12 protein-coding genes are annotated in these 16,047 nt (G+C 55.4%); 6 read left to right on the top strand and 6 right to left on the bottom strand.

The genetic code is table 11. The features are described 5' to 3' along the window. Positions 1 to 46: 46 nt before the first annotated feature. Genes gldA through ptsP form a run of 3 tightly spaced genes read right to left on the bottom strand, consistent with a single transcriptional unit; the run spans position 47 to position 4,377 of the window. A complete protein-coding gene (gene gldA / locus MRY16398_RS28130) occupies positions 47 to 1,150 on the bottom strand; it encodes a bifunctional L-1,2-propanediol dehydrogenase/glycerol dehydrogenase (RefSeq protein ID WP_125125582.1) in 1,104 nt (367 codons plus the stop codon). A 51-nt stretch (positions 1,151 to 1,201) separates the two neighbouring features. After that, entirely contained in the window at positions 1,202 to 1,864 is a 663-nt protein-coding gene (gene fsa, locus MRY16398_RS28125; RefSeq protein ID WP_125125581.1) for a fructose-6-phosphate aldolase, read from the bottom strand. A gap of 11 nt (positions 1,865 to 1,875) precedes the next feature. Beyond that, positions 1,876 to 4,377 carry a phosphoenolpyruvate--protein phosphotransferase gene (gene ptsP / locus MRY16398_RS28120; RefSeq protein WP_071194810.1) on the bottom strand — a complete coding sequence of 834 codons (2,502 nt, stop codon included), beginning with the start codon at positions 4,375 to 4,377 and terminating at the stop codon, positions 1,876 to 1,878. A 307-nt stretch (positions 4,378 to 4,684) separates the two neighbouring features. Here ptsP and MRY16398_RS28115 point away from each other — a divergent pair, with 307 nt between their 5' ends. From MRY16398_RS28115 to MRY16398_RS28095, 5 genes are all read left to right on the top strand, one after another. Beyond that, positions 4,685 to 5,764 (top strand): PTS fructose transporter subunit EIIC, encoded by a 1,080-nt coding sequence (locus tag MRY16398_RS28115; protein WP_071194811.1) that lies wholly within the window; start codon positions 4,685 to 4,687, stop codon positions 5,762 to 5,764. A 162-nt stretch (positions 5,765 to 5,926) separates the two neighbouring features. After that, on the top strand, positions 5,927 to 6,247 hold the full coding sequence (locus MRY16398_RS28110; protein WP_071194812.1) for a PTS fructose-like transporter subunit IIB: 321 nt from the start codon (positions 5,927 to 5,929) through the stop codon (positions 6,245 to 6,247). Between the two features lie 93 nt (positions 6,248 to 6,340). Further along, positions 6,341 to 8,638 carry a formate C-acetyltransferase gene (locus MRY16398_RS28105; protein WP_125125580.1) on the top strand — a complete coding sequence of 766 codons (2,298 nt, stop codon included), beginning with the start codon at positions 6,341 to 6,343 and terminating at the stop codon, positions 8,636 to 8,638. Beyond that, complete coding sequence (locus MRY16398_RS28100; RefSeq protein ID WP_125125579.1) at positions 8,604 to 9,482, top strand: [formate-C-acetyltransferase]-activating enzyme; 879 nt, start codon at positions 8,604 to 8,606, stop codon at positions 9,480 to 9,482. The genes MRY16398_RS28105 and MRY16398_RS28100 overlap by 35 nt, the downstream gene beginning before the upstream one ends. Before the next feature lies 1 nt (position 9,483). Next, positions 9,484 to 9,840, top strand: coding sequence for a PTS fructose-like transporter subunit IIB (locus MRY16398_RS28095; RefSeq protein WP_079498485.1), 357 nt, complete (start codon positions 9,484 to 9,486; stop codon positions 9,838 to 9,840). Here the strand turns inward: MRY16398_RS28095 and MRY16398_RS28090 are convergent. From MRY16398_RS28090 to argE, 3 genes are all read right to left on the bottom strand, one after another. Further along, entirely contained in the window at positions 9,827 to 10,687 is an 861-nt protein-coding gene (locus tag MRY16398_RS28090) for a helix-turn-helix transcriptional regulator (RefSeq protein WP_079498487.1), read from the bottom strand. The two genes, MRY16398_RS28095 and MRY16398_RS28090, sit on opposite strands and share 14 nt — an antisense overlap. Positions 10,688 to 10,782: 95 nt before the next feature. Further along, positions 10,783 to 13,434: a phosphoenolpyruvate carboxylase gene (gene ppc, locus MRY16398_RS28085; RefSeq protein ID WP_039077276.1), complete on the bottom strand. Its 2,652-nt coding sequence runs from the start codon at positions 13,432 to 13,434 to the stop codon at positions 10,783 to 10,785. A gap of 272 nt (positions 13,435 to 13,706) precedes the next feature. Then, positions 13,707 to 14,858, bottom strand: coding sequence for an acetylornithine deacetylase (gene argE / locus MRY16398_RS28080; protein WP_039077275.1), 1,152 nt, complete (start codon positions 14,856 to 14,858; stop codon positions 13,707 to 13,709). Positions 14,859 to 15,030: 172 nt separating this feature from the next. On the opposite strand from argE, the gene argC reads away from it, so the two are divergent. Continuing rightward, positions 15,031 to 16,035: an N-acetyl-gamma-glutamyl-phosphate reductase gene (argC, locus tag MRY16398_RS28075; protein ID WP_125125578.1), complete on the top strand. Its 1,005-nt coding sequence runs from the start codon at positions 15,031 to 15,033 to the stop codon at positions 16,033 to 16,035. Positions 16,036 to 16,047 lie beyond the last annotated feature (12 nt).

Below are 16,047 nucleotides of genomic sequence, written 5' to 3'. Positions count from 1 at the left end.
GGAACATAAAGAAACACTCCCGGACACAGCCGGGAGTGCGAATGGGTTATTCCCACTCTTGAAGGAAGCGCTGACCGTACTGGTCGGCAACCAGGAGCGCGGCGTACACCTGATCTGCTGTTGCCCCACCCGGCATGTTGTGGATGGTTTCGCCTTCGGCACAGGCCGCTTCTGCCACGATGCGCATTTTTGCAGGAATGTCTTCGATAATATCCAGCTGTGCCAGCGTAATGGGCAACCCAACGGCGTGAGTAAGCGCGGCGACGGTTTCAATTTCTTCCGCTGGCGCGTTTTCCAGAACCAGTTGTGTCAGCGTACCAAAAGCGACTTTCTCGCCGTGGTAGTAATGGTGCGCATCGGGAATGGCCGTCAGGCCGTTATGCACCGCGTGCGCCGCTGCCAGACCGCCGCTTTCAAAACCCACGCCGCTCAGATAGGTATTGGCTTCAATAACGCGCTCCAGCGCCGGGGTGACCACGTGCTGTTCTGCGGCCAGCATCGCTTTTTCGCCCTCTTCAAGCAGCGTGTTGTAGCAAAGCTCCGCCAGCGCTAATGCAGCCTGAGTACACTGACCACCTGCCATGGTCGTGGCGCCGCTGCGTGAACAGGCGCGGGCTTCGAACCAGGTTGCCAGCGCATCACCGATACCCGCAGCCAGTAAACGAGCCGGTGCACCAGCTACGATTTTGGTGTCGACAATGACGCGGTCCGGGTTATTGGGCAGCAGGAGATAACGGTCAAATTCACCGGCGTCGGTATAGATGACGGAAAGCGCGCTGCACGGCGCGTCGGTGGAGGCGATAGTCGGCGCGATGGCGACAGGTACGCCCATAAAGTGCGCCAGCGCTTTCGCGGTATCCAGCGTTTTACCGCCGCCGATACCGAGCACGGCGCCGCAATGTGCGCTTTCCGCGATAGCACGCAGACGGTCTATCTCATTTTGTGAACATTCGCCGCCGAAAGGCACTACTTCGCAGGCCAGTCCGGCATCGGCCAGGCTTTTTTGCAACGCCTCCTGGGCAAAACCTAAAACAAATTTGTCTCCCACCACCAGCCAGCTTGCTGCCAGTGGTTTGAGATACTCACCGAGACGGGTGATAACGTCTGCACCCTGAATATACTTACCTGGGGATTGAATAATGCGGTCCATATATTTCCTCCATTGGCGATGCGGGCCACGTACCGTGACCCTGACGCCCGGTTACAGGTTGAGATTGCCAAATGCGTTATTCCAGTCCTGCTCAAACTTCTCTATTGCTGACTCTACCGCAGGGGTATCGAGCATTTGTTGCGCTACATCCAGGGGAAGCGTGATCGCTTCGCAACCTGCCAGCAGGCAATCGAGCGCCTGGCGAGGGGTTTTGAAGCTGGCTGCCAGCACTTTGCTTTCCGGGGCATGTTGTTCCAGCAGGCTTTGCAGTTCTTGCACGGTGCGAATACCGTCTCCGCCCTGAGCGTCGACACGGTTGACGTAAGGTGCCACATATTTCGCGCCAGCCAGGGCGGCAAGCAGCCCTTGTGCCGCGCTGTAAACAGCAGTGCCGAGTGTCGGAATGCCTTCTTTTTTCAGAAGCTTAATGGCGGCAAGACCTTCGGAGGTTACCGGGATTTTGACAACAATGCCGGGTACGGCATTGCTCAGGCGTCTGGCTTCTTCCACCATCCCCTGCGCGTCGCGGCTCATGGTCTGGGCGAACAGAATACCTTCCGGGCCGATAGCCTTTTGCAGGCGTGGTAACACATCCCAGATGGATTCTTTACCCGCAGCAACAATGCTTGGGTTAGTGGTCACGCCCGCGATGGGGAAGATGCGCGCCAGACGTTCGACTTCTTTCACATTGGCGGTGTCCAGATACAGTTCCATGATGCGTCCTCTTAAAGTTCAAGTTCGTGTTGCAGCAGGCTGGCGATAGCGTCGGCAGAAGCGGCGTTGACCAGCGCGTTGCGGAATTCTTCGTGCATAATGCGGCGGGCCAGGCGTGAGAAAATACGCATATGCTGGTCGCCTGCGGCGTGTTTGTTGAGCGTCAGCATGATGATGAATTGCGCATCGTCATCGCCCCAGCGTACCGGCGCCTTCAGGCGCGCCACGCTGATGGTGGACTGCTCAATATGTTCAGATTTGCTGTGCGGAATAGCGAAGCTAAAACCTAATCCGGTGGAGAAGACCGCCTCGCGCGCCCACAGATCGGCTTCCAGCTTGCGCGGGTAGCGGCAGCGGCTTGCCAGCAGCAGGTTGTCGGTCATCCCTTTGATCACCTCTTCTTTGCTGCGCCAGTCGCTGTTCAGGGTGATGCATTGGGCGGTAACCAGCGGCGCGTCTTGCTGGGTCATGCGGAACTGCGCCAGCAGATGCTCTACCTCCAGCGAGGTGCGGCAAGCCATTGCCTGGTTCAGTAACTGGCGGCAGGCGCGGCTGTCGAGTTGTGCCATTCGTGCTTTAGCGGCGGGAATTGACGGCGCGCTCATGCTTATCTCGTCCAGTCCCAAACCGACCAGCAGAGGGAGCACAGACCCTTTCGCGCCAAGTTCGCCGCACAGGCCAATCCATTTGCCCTGACGGTGTACCGCCTGCACCGCATAATCCAGTGCGCGCAGGAAAGCAGGGTTCAGGCTGTTGTAATGACGAGTGACTTTGGCGTTGTCGCGATCAACCGCCAGCAGATACTGCGTCAGGTCGTTACTGCCAATACTAAAGAAATCAATCTCTTCGCAGCACTGATCGATAATAAACATGACTGATGGCACTTCCAGCATGATGCCGAGTGGGATCTTTTCATCAAACGGAATGTGTTCATTACGTAGCTGCTGTTTGGCCTCCGCCAGCTTCTCTTTGACCCACAGGATCTCTTCCATTGAGGAGATCATCGGGATCATAATTTTCAGCTTGCCGTGCGCGGATGCGCGGAGAATCGAGCGCAGTTGTGTCGTAAACAGCGTGGCGTACTCTTCATAAATACGGACAGCACGATAACCAAGGAACGGGTTGGCTTCGGCAGGAATATTCAGATAATCAACGGGTTTATCGCCGCCGATATCCATGGTGCGCACGATAATGCTGCGTCCCTGAGCGGACTCCAGCGCCTGGCAAAAAATGTTGTACAGCTCGTTCTCATCCGGCGCGCAGGCACGGTCCATATACAGCATTTCGGTTCGGAACAGGCCAACGGCTTCCGCGCCGTTGCCAAAGGCCGCCTGCGCTTCCACAGAGTGGGCGATATTGGCGGCAACTTCCATGCGAATACCGTCGGCCGTGCGTGCTTCCTGAGTCAGCCAGATGCGCTGCTGCTCGCGCAGGGCTTCTTGTACGCGGGCCTCCTGCTGATAGTAACGAGCAACGGGTTCATCAGGTGCAACGACGATGGCACCTGCGTTGCCGTCGATATAAACCGTCTGCTGTAGCCATGGTGACAACGCCTCAATTTCCACGCCAACCAGCGTTGGAATGTTGAATGAACGGGCGAGAATAACCGTGTGCGAGGTGGTGCCGCCGCTTTTTAACAGCAGACCTTTGAGAAAGGTTTTGTCCAGTTCGAGGAACTGGCTTGGCGTGAGTTCATCGGCCATACAGACCGCGGGTTGGGTGAGTTTTCCCGGCGCCGGAAAGCGCTGTTCGCCATAGATTTGCTGTAAGAGCTGGAAGCAGACATCACGAACATCCAGCGCGCGCTCCTGTAAATAGCTGCTGCTGGAACGGGCGAATTCCTCGCAGAAGTGGCTGGCGCTTTCGATAATCGCCTGAGCGCAGCTTAACCCGCGGGAAACACCTGCCAGCAGATGCTGACGCAGTGAAGCGTCACCCGCCAGCGAGCGGTGAGCTTCCAGAATCGCGCTGGTGGCGCCGTCGCTGTCGAGCAGGCGGAACTCAATATTCTTGATTAATAGCGTCAGACCATTGTCCAGCGCGGATTGTTCTGTTTCTGCATCTTTAGCGGGTGGCAGGGAACCCAGCGCGTCGAGATCCAGTGAGGAGAGCCGCGTCAGAACGCCCCCGGCGCTGCCAGTGCATACGCTGCGGGCGCGGAAAATCTGCGGATTCAGGTTTGTTAGTGAGGCCGGAAGGGGATCCAGTTCACTGCTTTTAACCTCTGCCAGCGGCGCATCACAGTGCGGAAATTCATCACGTAGCCACTGGCTGAGGCGCTGGTGGGCCGCCTGTTCGTCGGCCCCAGAAATCAGTAACTGACAACTGTCGCCTGCCAGCGTGTCGGTGCCGATGAGTGCCAGCGCGCTCTTCGCATTACCCTTCCGGTCAGTGCGCAAATTATGCCACTCAATCTGTGAGGTAAAGGTGTTACAAAGCGTCTCAACGTGGCTTGCCGGACGTGCATGGACGCCATTGGGCAGCTCACAGGTAAATTCCACAACCAGGGCCATAGCCTCTCTCCCATAACAATTACTTGCTACAGGATAAAAGGCCAACCGCTGAAGGTGCCACGCGACAAATCTGCCAAAAACTGGACAAATGTAATGTAAGCCTCAAAGTGAGAGATAACTCACAAGTCAATGCCTGTCATATAAATTCCGAGATTAACTAAGTTATGAGGCGGATCGCATTTTTGTACTGATATTACAAAAATCCAGTAAATGGCCTTTTTATCCACTGTCTGCACCTTATCGGATTGCCTATTGTTTCCCGCATCAACGTTATGGATATGGGCCTTCACTGGCCCGGGAGCGACTTATGAAAGAGTTGGTGCAGATCCTGAAAAACACCCGTCAGCACCTGATGACCGGGGTTTCGCATATGATCCCCTTTGTAGTGGCAGGCGGTATTTTACTGGCGGTCTCCGTGATGCTGTATGGCAAAGGCGCTGTACCCGATGCCGCGACGGACCCTAATCTCAAGAAACTTTTTGATATTGGCGTCGCAGGGCTGACGCTAATGGTGCCTTTCCTTGCCGCGTATATCGGCTATTCCATTGCCGAGCGCTCTGCGCTGGCGCCTTGTGCGATTGGCGCATGGGTAGGTAACAGCTTCGGCGCCGGGTTCTTTGGTGCGCTGATCGCCGGGATTATCGGCGGCATTGTGGTGCACTATCTGAAAAAGATCCCCGTGCATAAGGTGCTGCGCTCGGTGATGCCCATCTTTGTTATTCCTATCATCGGCACCTTTATTACCGCAGGCATCATGATGTGGGGGCTGGGTGAGCCGGTCGGCGCGCTGACCACCAGCCTGACCGCATGGCTGCAAGGGATGCAGCAGGGCAGCATCGTGGTACTGGCCGTTATTTTAGGACTCATGCTGGCTTTTGATATGGGTGGTCCCGTTAACAAAGTCGCTTATGCATTCATGCTGATTTGCGTGTCGCAAGGGGTTTACACCGTGGTGGCAATCGCTGCTGTGGGTATCTGCGTTCCGCCGCTGGGCTTAGGGCTGGCGACGCTGATTGGCCGTAAAAATTTCTCTTCAGAAGAACGTGAAGCCGGTAAAGCCGCGCTGGTGATGGGTTGCGTTGGGGTAACCGAAGGGGCGATTCCTTTTGCTGCCTCCGATCCGCTGCGCGTGATCCCCTCCATTATGATTGGCTCCGCCTGTGGTGCGGTAACGGCTGCGCTGTCTGGCGCACAGTGTTATGCCGGTTGGGGTGGCTTAATTGTTCTGCCGGTTGTGGAAGGCAAGCTGGGTTATGTTGCGGCCGTTGCTGTTGGCGCGGTGGTGACAGCGGTCTGCGTGAACGTGCTGAAAAGTCTGGCGCGGAAGAAAGTGTCTCAGGTTGACGAGAAAGAAGACGACCTGGATTTGGATTTTGAAATGAATTAAGAACCTATCTCAGTAGGCGTAATTGGCGCAGGCAGTTTGAACACGGACAGCGCGCAGAAACCGGAGCGTACACGCAGTACGTGAGGATTTCGAGCACTGCCCAGGTTCAAAATGGCAAGCAAAATAGCCCTAATGGGATAGGTTCTAAGTGAGGAATAAACTATGACTAAGATTGTTGCAGTAACCGCATGTCCTTCTGGCGTTGCGCACACCTATATGGCAGCCGAAGCGCTGGAAAGCGCAGCCAAAGCCAAAGGCTGGGAAGTAAAGGTTGAGACTCAGGGTTCGATTGGTCTGGAGAACGAACTGACCGCAGCGGACGTGGCGGATGCCGATATGGTGATCCTGACCAAAGATATTGGCATCAAGTTTGAGGAGCGTTTTGCGGGTAAAACCATCGTCCGCGTCAACATCAGCGATGCGGTGAAACGCGCCGACGCCATCATGAACAAGATTGGCGCGCATCTGGCGCAAACCGCTTAACGTTATTTTGTCGGATGGCGATCGGCCTACCCGTAGGCCGGATAAGGCGTTCACGCCGCCATCCGGCAACAAGCTTGTCCACAGGAGTTCCTCATGACCAACCGTATTCAACGCCTCAAAATTGCTCTGTTTCAAAACAACCGTGAAATTTCGCTTGAGCGCGCGCTGCTCTACACCACCAGCCACCAGCAGACGGAGGGAGAGCCGGTTATTCTGCGTCGGGCGAAAGCGACCGCGTATATCCTTGAGCATGTTGAAATTTCGATTCGTGATGAGGAGCTGATTGCCGGAAACCGTACCGTTAAGCCGCGTGCGGGGATTATGTCGCCGGAAATGGACCCTTACTGGCTGCTTAAAGAACTGGATCAGTTCCCGACGCGTCCGCAGGATCGCTTTGATATCAGTGAAGAGGATAAACGCCTCTATCGCGACGTGCTGTTCCCGTACTGGGAAAAACGGTCGATGAAAGATTTCATCAACGGGCAGATGACCGATGAGGTGAAGGCCGCCGTCAGCACCCAGATTTTTAGCGTTAACCAGACGGATAAAGGGCAGGGGCATATCATTATTGATTACCCGCGCCTGCTGAACCACGGGCTGGGCGAACTGGCGGCGCAGATGCGCCAGCACTGCCGACAGCAGCCGGATAACCATTTTTATCAGGCCGCGCTGTTACTGCTTGAAGCATCGCAGCGGCACATTCTGCGTTACGCTCTGCTGGCGGAGAAAATGGCGGAAAGTTGCCCGGATGCGCAGCGCCGTCAGGAACTGCTGACCATTGCCGCTAACTCCCGCCATAACATGCAGCACAGGCCGCAGACCTTCTGGCAGGCGTGCCAGCTGTTCTGGTACATGAATATCATTTTGCAGTATGAATCCAACGCCAGCTCGCTCTCGCTGGGGCGTTTTGACCAGTATATGCTGCCGTTTTACCAGGCCTCGCTGACCCAGGGCGAAGACCCGGCATTCTTAAAAGAGATCCTTGAATCGCTGTGGGTGAAATGCAATGACATCGTGCTGCTGCGTTCCACCAGCAGCGCACGCTATTTCGCCGGATTCCCGACAGGGTATACCGCGCTGCTCGGCGGGCTGACGGAGAATGGACGCAGCGCGGTGAATGTACTTTCGTTTCTCTGCCTTGATGCTTATCAGAGCGTACAGTTGCCGCAGCCGAACCTTGGCGTGCGCACCAACGCGCTGATTGATACGCCCTTCCTGATGAAGACGGCGGAGACGATTCGCCTTGGCACCGGTATCCCGCAGATCTTTAATGATGAAGTGGTGGTGCCTGCGTTTCTGAACCGTGGCGTTTCGCTGGAAGATGCGCGTGATTACGCGGTGGTGGGCTGCGTGGAGCTGTCGATTCCCGGCAGAACCTACGGCCTGCACGACATCGCCATGTTCAACCTGTTGAAAGTGATGGAAATCAGCCTCTACGAAAACGAAGGCAACAGCGCGCTGACGTATGAAGAACTGCTGGCGCATATTCGCGCCAAAATCAGCCACTACATCACGCTGATGGTGGAGGGCAGCAATATTTGCGATATCGGCCATCGCGACTGGGCGCCGGTGCCGCTGCTCTCTTCGTTTATCAGCGACTGTCTGGACAAGGGCCGTGATATTACCGATGGCGGCGCGCGCTATAACTTCTCCGGCGTGCAGGGCATTGGCATCGCCAACCTGAGCGACTCCCTGCATGCGCTGAATGGGTTGGTATTTGAGCAGCAGCGCTTAAGTTTTGACGAGTTGCTGTCGGTATTAAAAGGCAACTTCGCCACCCCGGAAGGCGAAAAGGTTCGCGCCAGGCTGATCAACCGCTTCGAAAAATACGGTAACGATATTGATGATGTGGATAACATCAGCGCTGAACTGCTGCGTCATTACTGCAAAGAGGTGGAGAAATACCAGAACCCGCGTGGCGGGCGGTTTACGCCGGGTTCTTACACCGTCTCCGCGCATGTGCCGCTGGGTTCGGTAGTGGGGGCGACGCCGGACGGTCGTTTCGCCGGGGAACAACTGGCGGATGGCGGTCTGTCGCCGATGCTGGGCCAGGATATGCAGGGGCCGACGGCGGTACTGAAATCGGTGAGTAAACTGGATAACACGCTGCTGTCGAACGGTACTTTGCTGAACGTGAAGTTTACCCCTGCGACCCTTGAAGGGGAGGCGGGCTTACGCAAACTGGCGGATTTCCTGCGTGCGTTTACCCAACTCAAGCTGCAACACATCCAGTTTAACGTGGTGAATGCCGAAACGCTGCGGGAAGCGCAGCAACGTCCGCAGGATTTCGCCGGGCTGGTGGTGCGCGTGGCGGGCTACAGCGCCTTCTTTGTCGAGCTGTCGAAGGAGATTCAGGATGACATCATTCGCCGCACCGCGCATCAACTGTGAGGTTGTGAAGCCGCGCAGCGATGAGGTTGCGCGCATCTTCAACATCCAGCGCTATTCGCTGAATGACGGGCAGGGGATTCGCACGGTGGTCTTTTTTAAAGGCTGCCCGCATACCTGTCCGTGGTGCGCTAATCCTGAATCTCTTTCTCCACGCATTGAAACGGTGCGGCGGGAGAGTAAATGTCTGCACTGTGCGCCCTGTCTGCGCGATGCCGATGAATGTCCTTCCGGCGCGTTTGAGCGTATTGGCCGCGATATCACGCTGGATGAGCTGGAACGTGAGGTGCTGAAGGATGATATCTTCTTTCGCACCTCCGGCGGCGGGGTGACGCTCTCCGGCGGTGAAGTGCTGATGCAGGCGCCTTTCGCCACCCGTTTTTTACAGCGTCTGAGGCGGCTGGGGATTCAGTGCGCCATTGAAACCGCAGGTGATGCCCCGGCCAGCCGCCTGTTGCCGCTGGCAAAGGCGTGCGATGAGGTATTGTTCGATCTCAAAATAATGGATGCCGTTCAGGCGCGCGAGGTGGTTAATATGAATCTGCCGCGCGTGCTGGAGAATTTACGGCTATTAGTCAGTGAGGGGATCCATGTGATCCCCCGTCTGCCGCTGATTCCGGGCTTTACCCTCAGCACAGAGAACTTACAGCGCGCGCTGACGTTGTTGACATCATTAGGCATAAAGCAGGTACACCTGCTACCGTTTCATCAGTATGGCGAACCGAAATATCGCCTGCTGGGGCAGCAGTGGTCGATGAAAGATGTCCCTGCCCCGTCGGCGCAAGAGGTGGCGGCATTGCGTGAAATAGCGGAATGCGCCGGATTTCAGGTAACCATAGGGGGTTAACATGGCAGTCGCACCTGTACGACATCTGGTGGCAGTGACCGCTTGCGTGAGCGGCGTGGCGCATACCTATATGGCTGCTGAACGGCTGGAAAAACTCTGCCAGCAGGAGAAGTGGAATATTAAGATTGAAACCCAGGGGGCGCTGGGGACTGAAAATCGCCTGACGGAAGAGGATATCAGCCGCGCCGATGCAGTATTGCTGATAACCGATATTGAACTGGCGGGCGTGGAACGATTTACCCAAAGCCGCTACGTCCAGTCGGGCATTAGCGCTTTTTTGCGGGAACCTCAGCGGGTGATGAGCGCGGTGCGTAAACTTCTTTCAGCGCCGCAGCATACCCATCTTATTCTGGAGTAGTCTTCTTTTCCGTCAACTGGCTGTGATACTGCCGACGATACTCTGACGGCGAACGTTCCGTATTTTTCCGAAACAGACGGCAGAAGTAGTTGCTGTCGACAAACCCACAGGTGTGAGCCACCTCTTTGACCTTCAGATCGTAACCCTTCAGCAGCGTTTTGGCATGTTCCAGCCGCGTATGGTTCAGGTATTCGTTAAAGCCGATGGCTCCCGTTTTCTGAAACAGGTGTGAGAGGTAATTCGGCGAGATATAAAACGCCTGCGCCACCGACTCACGGGTTAACGGCATAGCGTAATTTTCGTCGATATAGTCGCGAATGGCTTCAAAGAGAGCCTGGCTGCGTGATGCGGTCTGGATTTGACTGCCCAGCAGATCGGCGCAGTGGCTCAGCAGGCTGGCGACGATAAGGCGAGCGGTTTGCTGTTCTTTCGGCTGCATTTGCATCTCGTGCAAGGTTTGCAGAAGGAATGAACCAATACGGGGACCCCGGCGCGCGACGTGTTGTTTGGCCAGGTTATGTAACTCAGCGCCATCCCAGTGAGTGACGCTGAAACCGAGTTGTTGCTTACCGAACAGTACGCTCAGCATAGTGACAGGCTTCTGCCATTGCGGGGCGTTCCAGCCGCCAGCGGGGATGTAAAGCACATCCTGTTCGCTCATCAATGACGTCTCTCCATTGATGCCCATATCTGTCAGCGTTCCTTCCAGCACAATTTCCAGACGCGGGAAATCCACCTGTAACGCTGAGGCGGGTGCAGGACCTGTGGCGGTAGCAAAACAGATGTGCCGTAGAGGTGTCTGGCCGCTAATCAGGCGGGTAAGCAGATGGCTGACATCGTAATTCATGGTTTCCTTTTCCGTGCGCGCGAACCGTTCAACCTTAACTGGCGGCATAAAAAAAGGCCACACAATGTGTGACCTTTTACGCCAGGCTGTGAGGGTTAACCGGTATTACGCATACCTGCCGCTACGCCTGCGATGGTGACCATCAGCGCCTGCTCTACACGGCGATCCGGCTCTTTACCTTCCTCTTCCGCTTTACGGGAACGATGCAGCAACTCAGCCTGCAGCACGTTCAGCGGGTCGGTGTAAATATTACGAAGCTGAATAGACTCGGCAATCCACGGCAGGTCGGCCATCAAATGGGAGTCGTTGGCGATCGCCAGAACCACGTTGATATCGGCTTCGAGCAGTTTACGCAGCTCGCTGCCCAGTGCCCACAGTTCTGGTTTCACCAGACGCTGGTCGTAGTATTCAGCCAGCCACAGATCCGCTTTGGAGAAAACCATTTCCAGCATACCAAGACGGGTTGAGAAGAACGGCCAGTCGCGACACATGGCTTCCAGCTCGCTCTGTTTGCCGTCTTCTACCACTTTTTGCAGTGCCGCGCCCGCACCCAGCCAGGCCGGGAGCATCAGGCGGTTTTGCGTCCAGGCGAAAATCCACGGAATGGCGCGCAGAGATTCTACGCCGCCGGTCGGACGGCGCTTGGCCGGGCGTGAACCGAGCGGCAGTTTGCCCAGTTCCTGCTCTGGCGTCGCAGAACGGAAGTACGGTACGAAGTCTTTGTTTTCACGCACGTAGCCACGATACAGATCGCAGGAGATATCTGACAGCTCGTCCATGATGTGACACCAGGATTCTTTCGGCTCCGGTGGAGGCAGCAGGTTGGCTTCCAGAATGGCGCTGGTGTACAGCGACAGGCTGCTGATGGTCACTTCCGGCAGACCGTATTTGAAGCGGATCATCTCGCCCTGTTCGGTCACACGCAGGCCGCCTTTCAGGCTTCCCGGCGGTTGTGAAAGCAGCGCCGCATGGGCCGGGGCACCGCCACGACCAATCGAGCCGCCACGGCCGTGGAACAGTGTCAGTTCAATGCCCGCTTTCTCGCAGGTTTTGATAAGCGCATCCTGTGCCTGATATTGCGCCCAGGATGCGGCCATCACGCCCGCGTCTTTTGCGGAGTCGGAATAGCCAATCATGACCATCTGTTTGCCCTGAATAAAGCCGCGATACCAGTCGATGTTCAGCAACTGGGTCATCACATCGTTGGCATTATTCAGGTCGTCAAGGGTTTCAAACAGCGGTGCAACCGGCAGGGCATAGTCGATACCGGCTTCTTTCAGCAGCAGGTGAACACCCAGCACGTCGGATGGGGTCTTCGCCATGGAGATCACGTAGGCGGCTACCGATCCTTTCGGGGCATCAACGATCGCTTTGCAGGTCCGGAGAACCTCAAGGGTTTCATTGCTCGGCTCCCAGTTACGCGGTAGCAGAGGACGCTTGGAGTTCAGTTCGCGGATCAGGAAAGCCTGTTTATCGGCTTCGGACCAGCTTTCATAATCGCCGATACCCAGGTAACGGGTCAGCTCGCCCAGCGCTTCGGTGTGGCGGGTGCTCTCCTGACGAACATCAATACGCACCAGCGGCACGCCAAAACATTTCACGCGGCGCAGGGTATCGAGCAGTTCACCATTAGCGATAATGCCCATGCCGCATGCCTGCAGCGATTTGTAACAGGCATATAGCGGTTCCCATAGCTGTTCGTTCTGGCTCAGCAGACCTTCTGGTTTCGGCAGTCGTTGGCCTTTCAGGCGCGCTTCCAGCCAGGCCTGCGTTGCCATCAATTGGCCGCGCAGTTTTTTCATCAGATAACGATACGGTTCCTGCGCGCCTTCAGCACCGGCCAGCTCGCGAAGCTCGTCGGTACATTCGACCATCGAGAGCTCAGAGATCAGCAACTGAATATCTTTCAGGAACAGGTCGGTCGCCTTCCAGCGGCTCAGCAACAGGACGTGACGGGTAATGTCTGCGGTGACGTTCGGGTTGCCGTCGCGGTCGCCGCCCATCCAGGAGGTAAAGCGTACCGGTACGAAATCGACCGGTAACTTGTAATTCAGGTTCTCTTCAAGCTGTTCGTTGAGCTCGCGAAGATAGTTAGGCACACCTTCCCACAGGCTGTTTTCCACCACCGCAAAGCCCCATTTGGCTTCGTCGACCGGGCTGGGACGGTGTTTACGGATTTCATCGGTATGCCAGGACTGCGCAATAAGCTGGCGCAGGCGGCGCATCAGTTGATGGCGCTCATAATCGGCGATATCGGTATTATCTAACTGCTTTAAGCAGTTGTTCACTTCCACCATTTTATGGATCAGCGTACGGCGGGTGATCTCTGTCGGGTGGGCGGTCAGCACCAGCTCCAGCGACAGCGATTCGACGGCTTGCTTGATGGTCGCTTCGTTGAGATCGGGTTGGTCTTTCAGTTTACGCAGAGTACGAGCAATCACTTCCGGGTTGCTTGCAGCTTCGCCTTTTGGCGAAATGCTGTGGTATTGCTCAGCGGTGTTGGCAAGGTTCAGAAACTGGCTGAATGCGCGGGCAACCGGCAACAGTTCATCATTGGACAGGTTTTGCAGCGTATTGAGCAGCTCCTGACGACTCGCTTCATTACCAGCACGTGAAGATTTGGACAGCTTACGGATTGTTTCGACCTTATCAAGAATGTTCTCTCCCAACGCATCCTTGATGGTATCCCCCAGCAGCTTGCCGAGCATACTGACATTACTACGCAAAGCGGAATATTGTTCGTTCATGTTAACCCAGACACCCCATCTCATTTTATTTTGTTATATCCACCGTCCTGCAACGTGAAACGGATAGATATCAGACACCGCCTTTTATAAAGCCACGTAAAACCCACGACGTCAATTGCGGCGAAATCGGTTCAGCAAACGAATAAATGGCGTGAATTTACGAAATTTAATTCGCTTCCCGGCTAATAAGCGTTGCTTATGGAATTGTGAACAACGTCACTCTATTTTATCCTCACTCCGAATGTGGTTAATCGGAGTGAGGTGGTGACAAATCAATGCCAGCAGAAGTGATGAACCACCTGTGTAATTAACTCACGGGTGGGTTTAATAAAGCGGGTCTCAAGATATTCATCGGGCTGATGAGCCTGATTGATTGATCCTGGCCCCAACACCAACGTCGGGCACAGCGTCTGGATAAACGGCGCTTCGGTGCAGTAGTTCACCACTTCTGTTTCTACACCCAACAGTTTTTCGACCACATCGACCAGTTGATGGTCCTGCGGGCATTCGTAACCCGGGATCGGCGGATGAAGTTCAGAAACCGTCAGGCGACCCGGCCAGCGGCTGCTTACTGGTTCGAGCGCGTCATTGAGCAGGCCGTTCAGATCGTCGAGAGTCATACCCGGAAGCGGGCGGATGTCCATATGTAACTCACAGCAGGCGCAAATACGGTTGGAGGCGTCACCGCCGTGGATGCTGCCGAGGTTCAGTGTCGGATAGGGCACGGTGAACGCATCGTAGTGGAAACGCTCTTTCAAATTGTCGCGCAGTTGCAGAATATGGCCGATGGCATCATGCATCAGTTCAATGGCGTTCACCCCGCGTGCGGGATCGCTTGAGTGGCCCGATTGCCCCAGTATGCGAATGGCGCTGGAGATATGGCCTTTATGCGCGCGGACCGGTTGCAGTGAGGTCGGCTCGCCGATGATGGCGCAATCCGGTCGCAACTGTGTATTTTCGGCAAAGTAACGCGCGCCTGCCATGCTGGTCTCTTCATCGGCAGTCGCCAGAATGTAGAGCGGCTTTTTCAGTTTCGTCACATCAACATCACGCAGCGCATCAAGAATGAAGGCGAAGAAGCCTTTCATGTCGGCAGTACCCAGGCCGTAGAGCTTATTATCATGCTCGGTCAGGGTGAACGGATCGCGCGTCCAGCGACCATCATCAAAGGGAACGGTATCGGTATGGCCGGTCAACAGAAGGCCGCCAGCACCCTCACCGATGCTGGCTAATAGATTAAACTTGTTGCGTGTGCCGGGGACGGGTTGCACTTCAACCTTGAACCCGAGGTCGCCAAACCATCCAGCAAGCAGATTGATTAAAGAAGCATTGCTTTGATCAAGGGCTTCTTCCGTTGCGCTGATAGACGGAGTGCCAATCAGGGCGCGGTAAATCTCGATAAATGGTGGCAAATTCATTTTCATTGTTGACATACCTGAGTTCGTGATAGTATCAATATTCATGCATTAATAGTGAATAAAAATACATTAATGCTGAGCGTAAAGGAACCCATTCGGCGCCTTTACAGCGCGACGTGGGATTGATGCCGAATCACTCCCTGGCAAACATGACGTACTAAGAAGGTAGACTGCCCCGATGTTGAACACATTAATTGTGGGTGCCAGCGGTTACGCCGGCGCAGAGCTAGTGACCTATGTAAATCGCCATCCTCATATGAACATAACCGCTTTGACGGTTTCAGCGCAAAGTAATGATGCAGGAAAATTGGTCTCTGATTTACATCCGCAGTTGAAAGGCATTGTCGACCTGCCGTTGCAGCCGATGTCGGATATCAGTGAGTTCACTCAAGGTGTGGATGTCGTGTTTCTGGCGACGGCGCATGAAGTGAGCCACGACCTGGCGCCGCAATTCCTCGTAGCGGGCTGCGTAGTTTTTGACCTGTCTGGTGCATTTCGTGTTAACGATCCCGCGTTCTATGAAAAATTCTATGGCTTCACTCATCAGCATCCGGACCTGCTCGCGCAGGCAGTGTATGGCCTGGCGGAGTGGAGTGCGGATGCGCTGAAAGAGGCGAATCTGATAGCCGTGCCGGGCTGCTACCCAACGGCAGCGCAACTCTCCCTTAAACCGCTGATTGATGCGGGTGTGCTGGATCTCAACCAGTGGCCGGTCATTAATGCGACCAGCGGCGTGAGTGGCGCAGGGCGTAAAGCTGCTATCTCGAACAGTTTCTGTGAAGTTAGCCTGCAGCCGTATGGCGTGTTCAATCATCGCCATCATCCGGAAATCACTACCCATCTGGGCGCTGAGGTCATTTTTACCCCGCATTTGGGCAATTTCCCGCGCGGCATTCTGGAAACCATTACCTGCCGCCTGAACCCTGGCGTAACACAGGCGCAGATCGCGGAGATTTTCCAACAGGCTTATGGCGATAAACCGCTGGTGCGCCTGTACGACAAAGGCGTTCCGGCGCTGAAAAATGTGGTTGGCCTGCCGTTCTGTGATATTGGTTTTGCCGTGAAGGACCAACACCTGATTGTCGTGGCCACCGAAGATAACTTATTAAAAGGTGCGGCTGCGCAAGCAGTGCAGTGTGCCAATATTCGTTTCGGCTACGCTGAAACCCAGTCTCTTATCTAATTGAGTGCAGGC

Origin of the sequence: Phytobacter sp. MRY16-398, from assembly GCF_003925915.1 — a bacterium.
Taxonomy (GTDB): Bacteria; Pseudomonadota; Gammaproteobacteria; order Enterobacterales; family Enterobacteriaceae; genus Phytobacter; species Phytobacter diazotrophicus.
The sequence above is the reverse complement of the archived record's forward strand: the minus strand, read 5'-3'. Positions and strand labels throughout refer to the sequence as shown.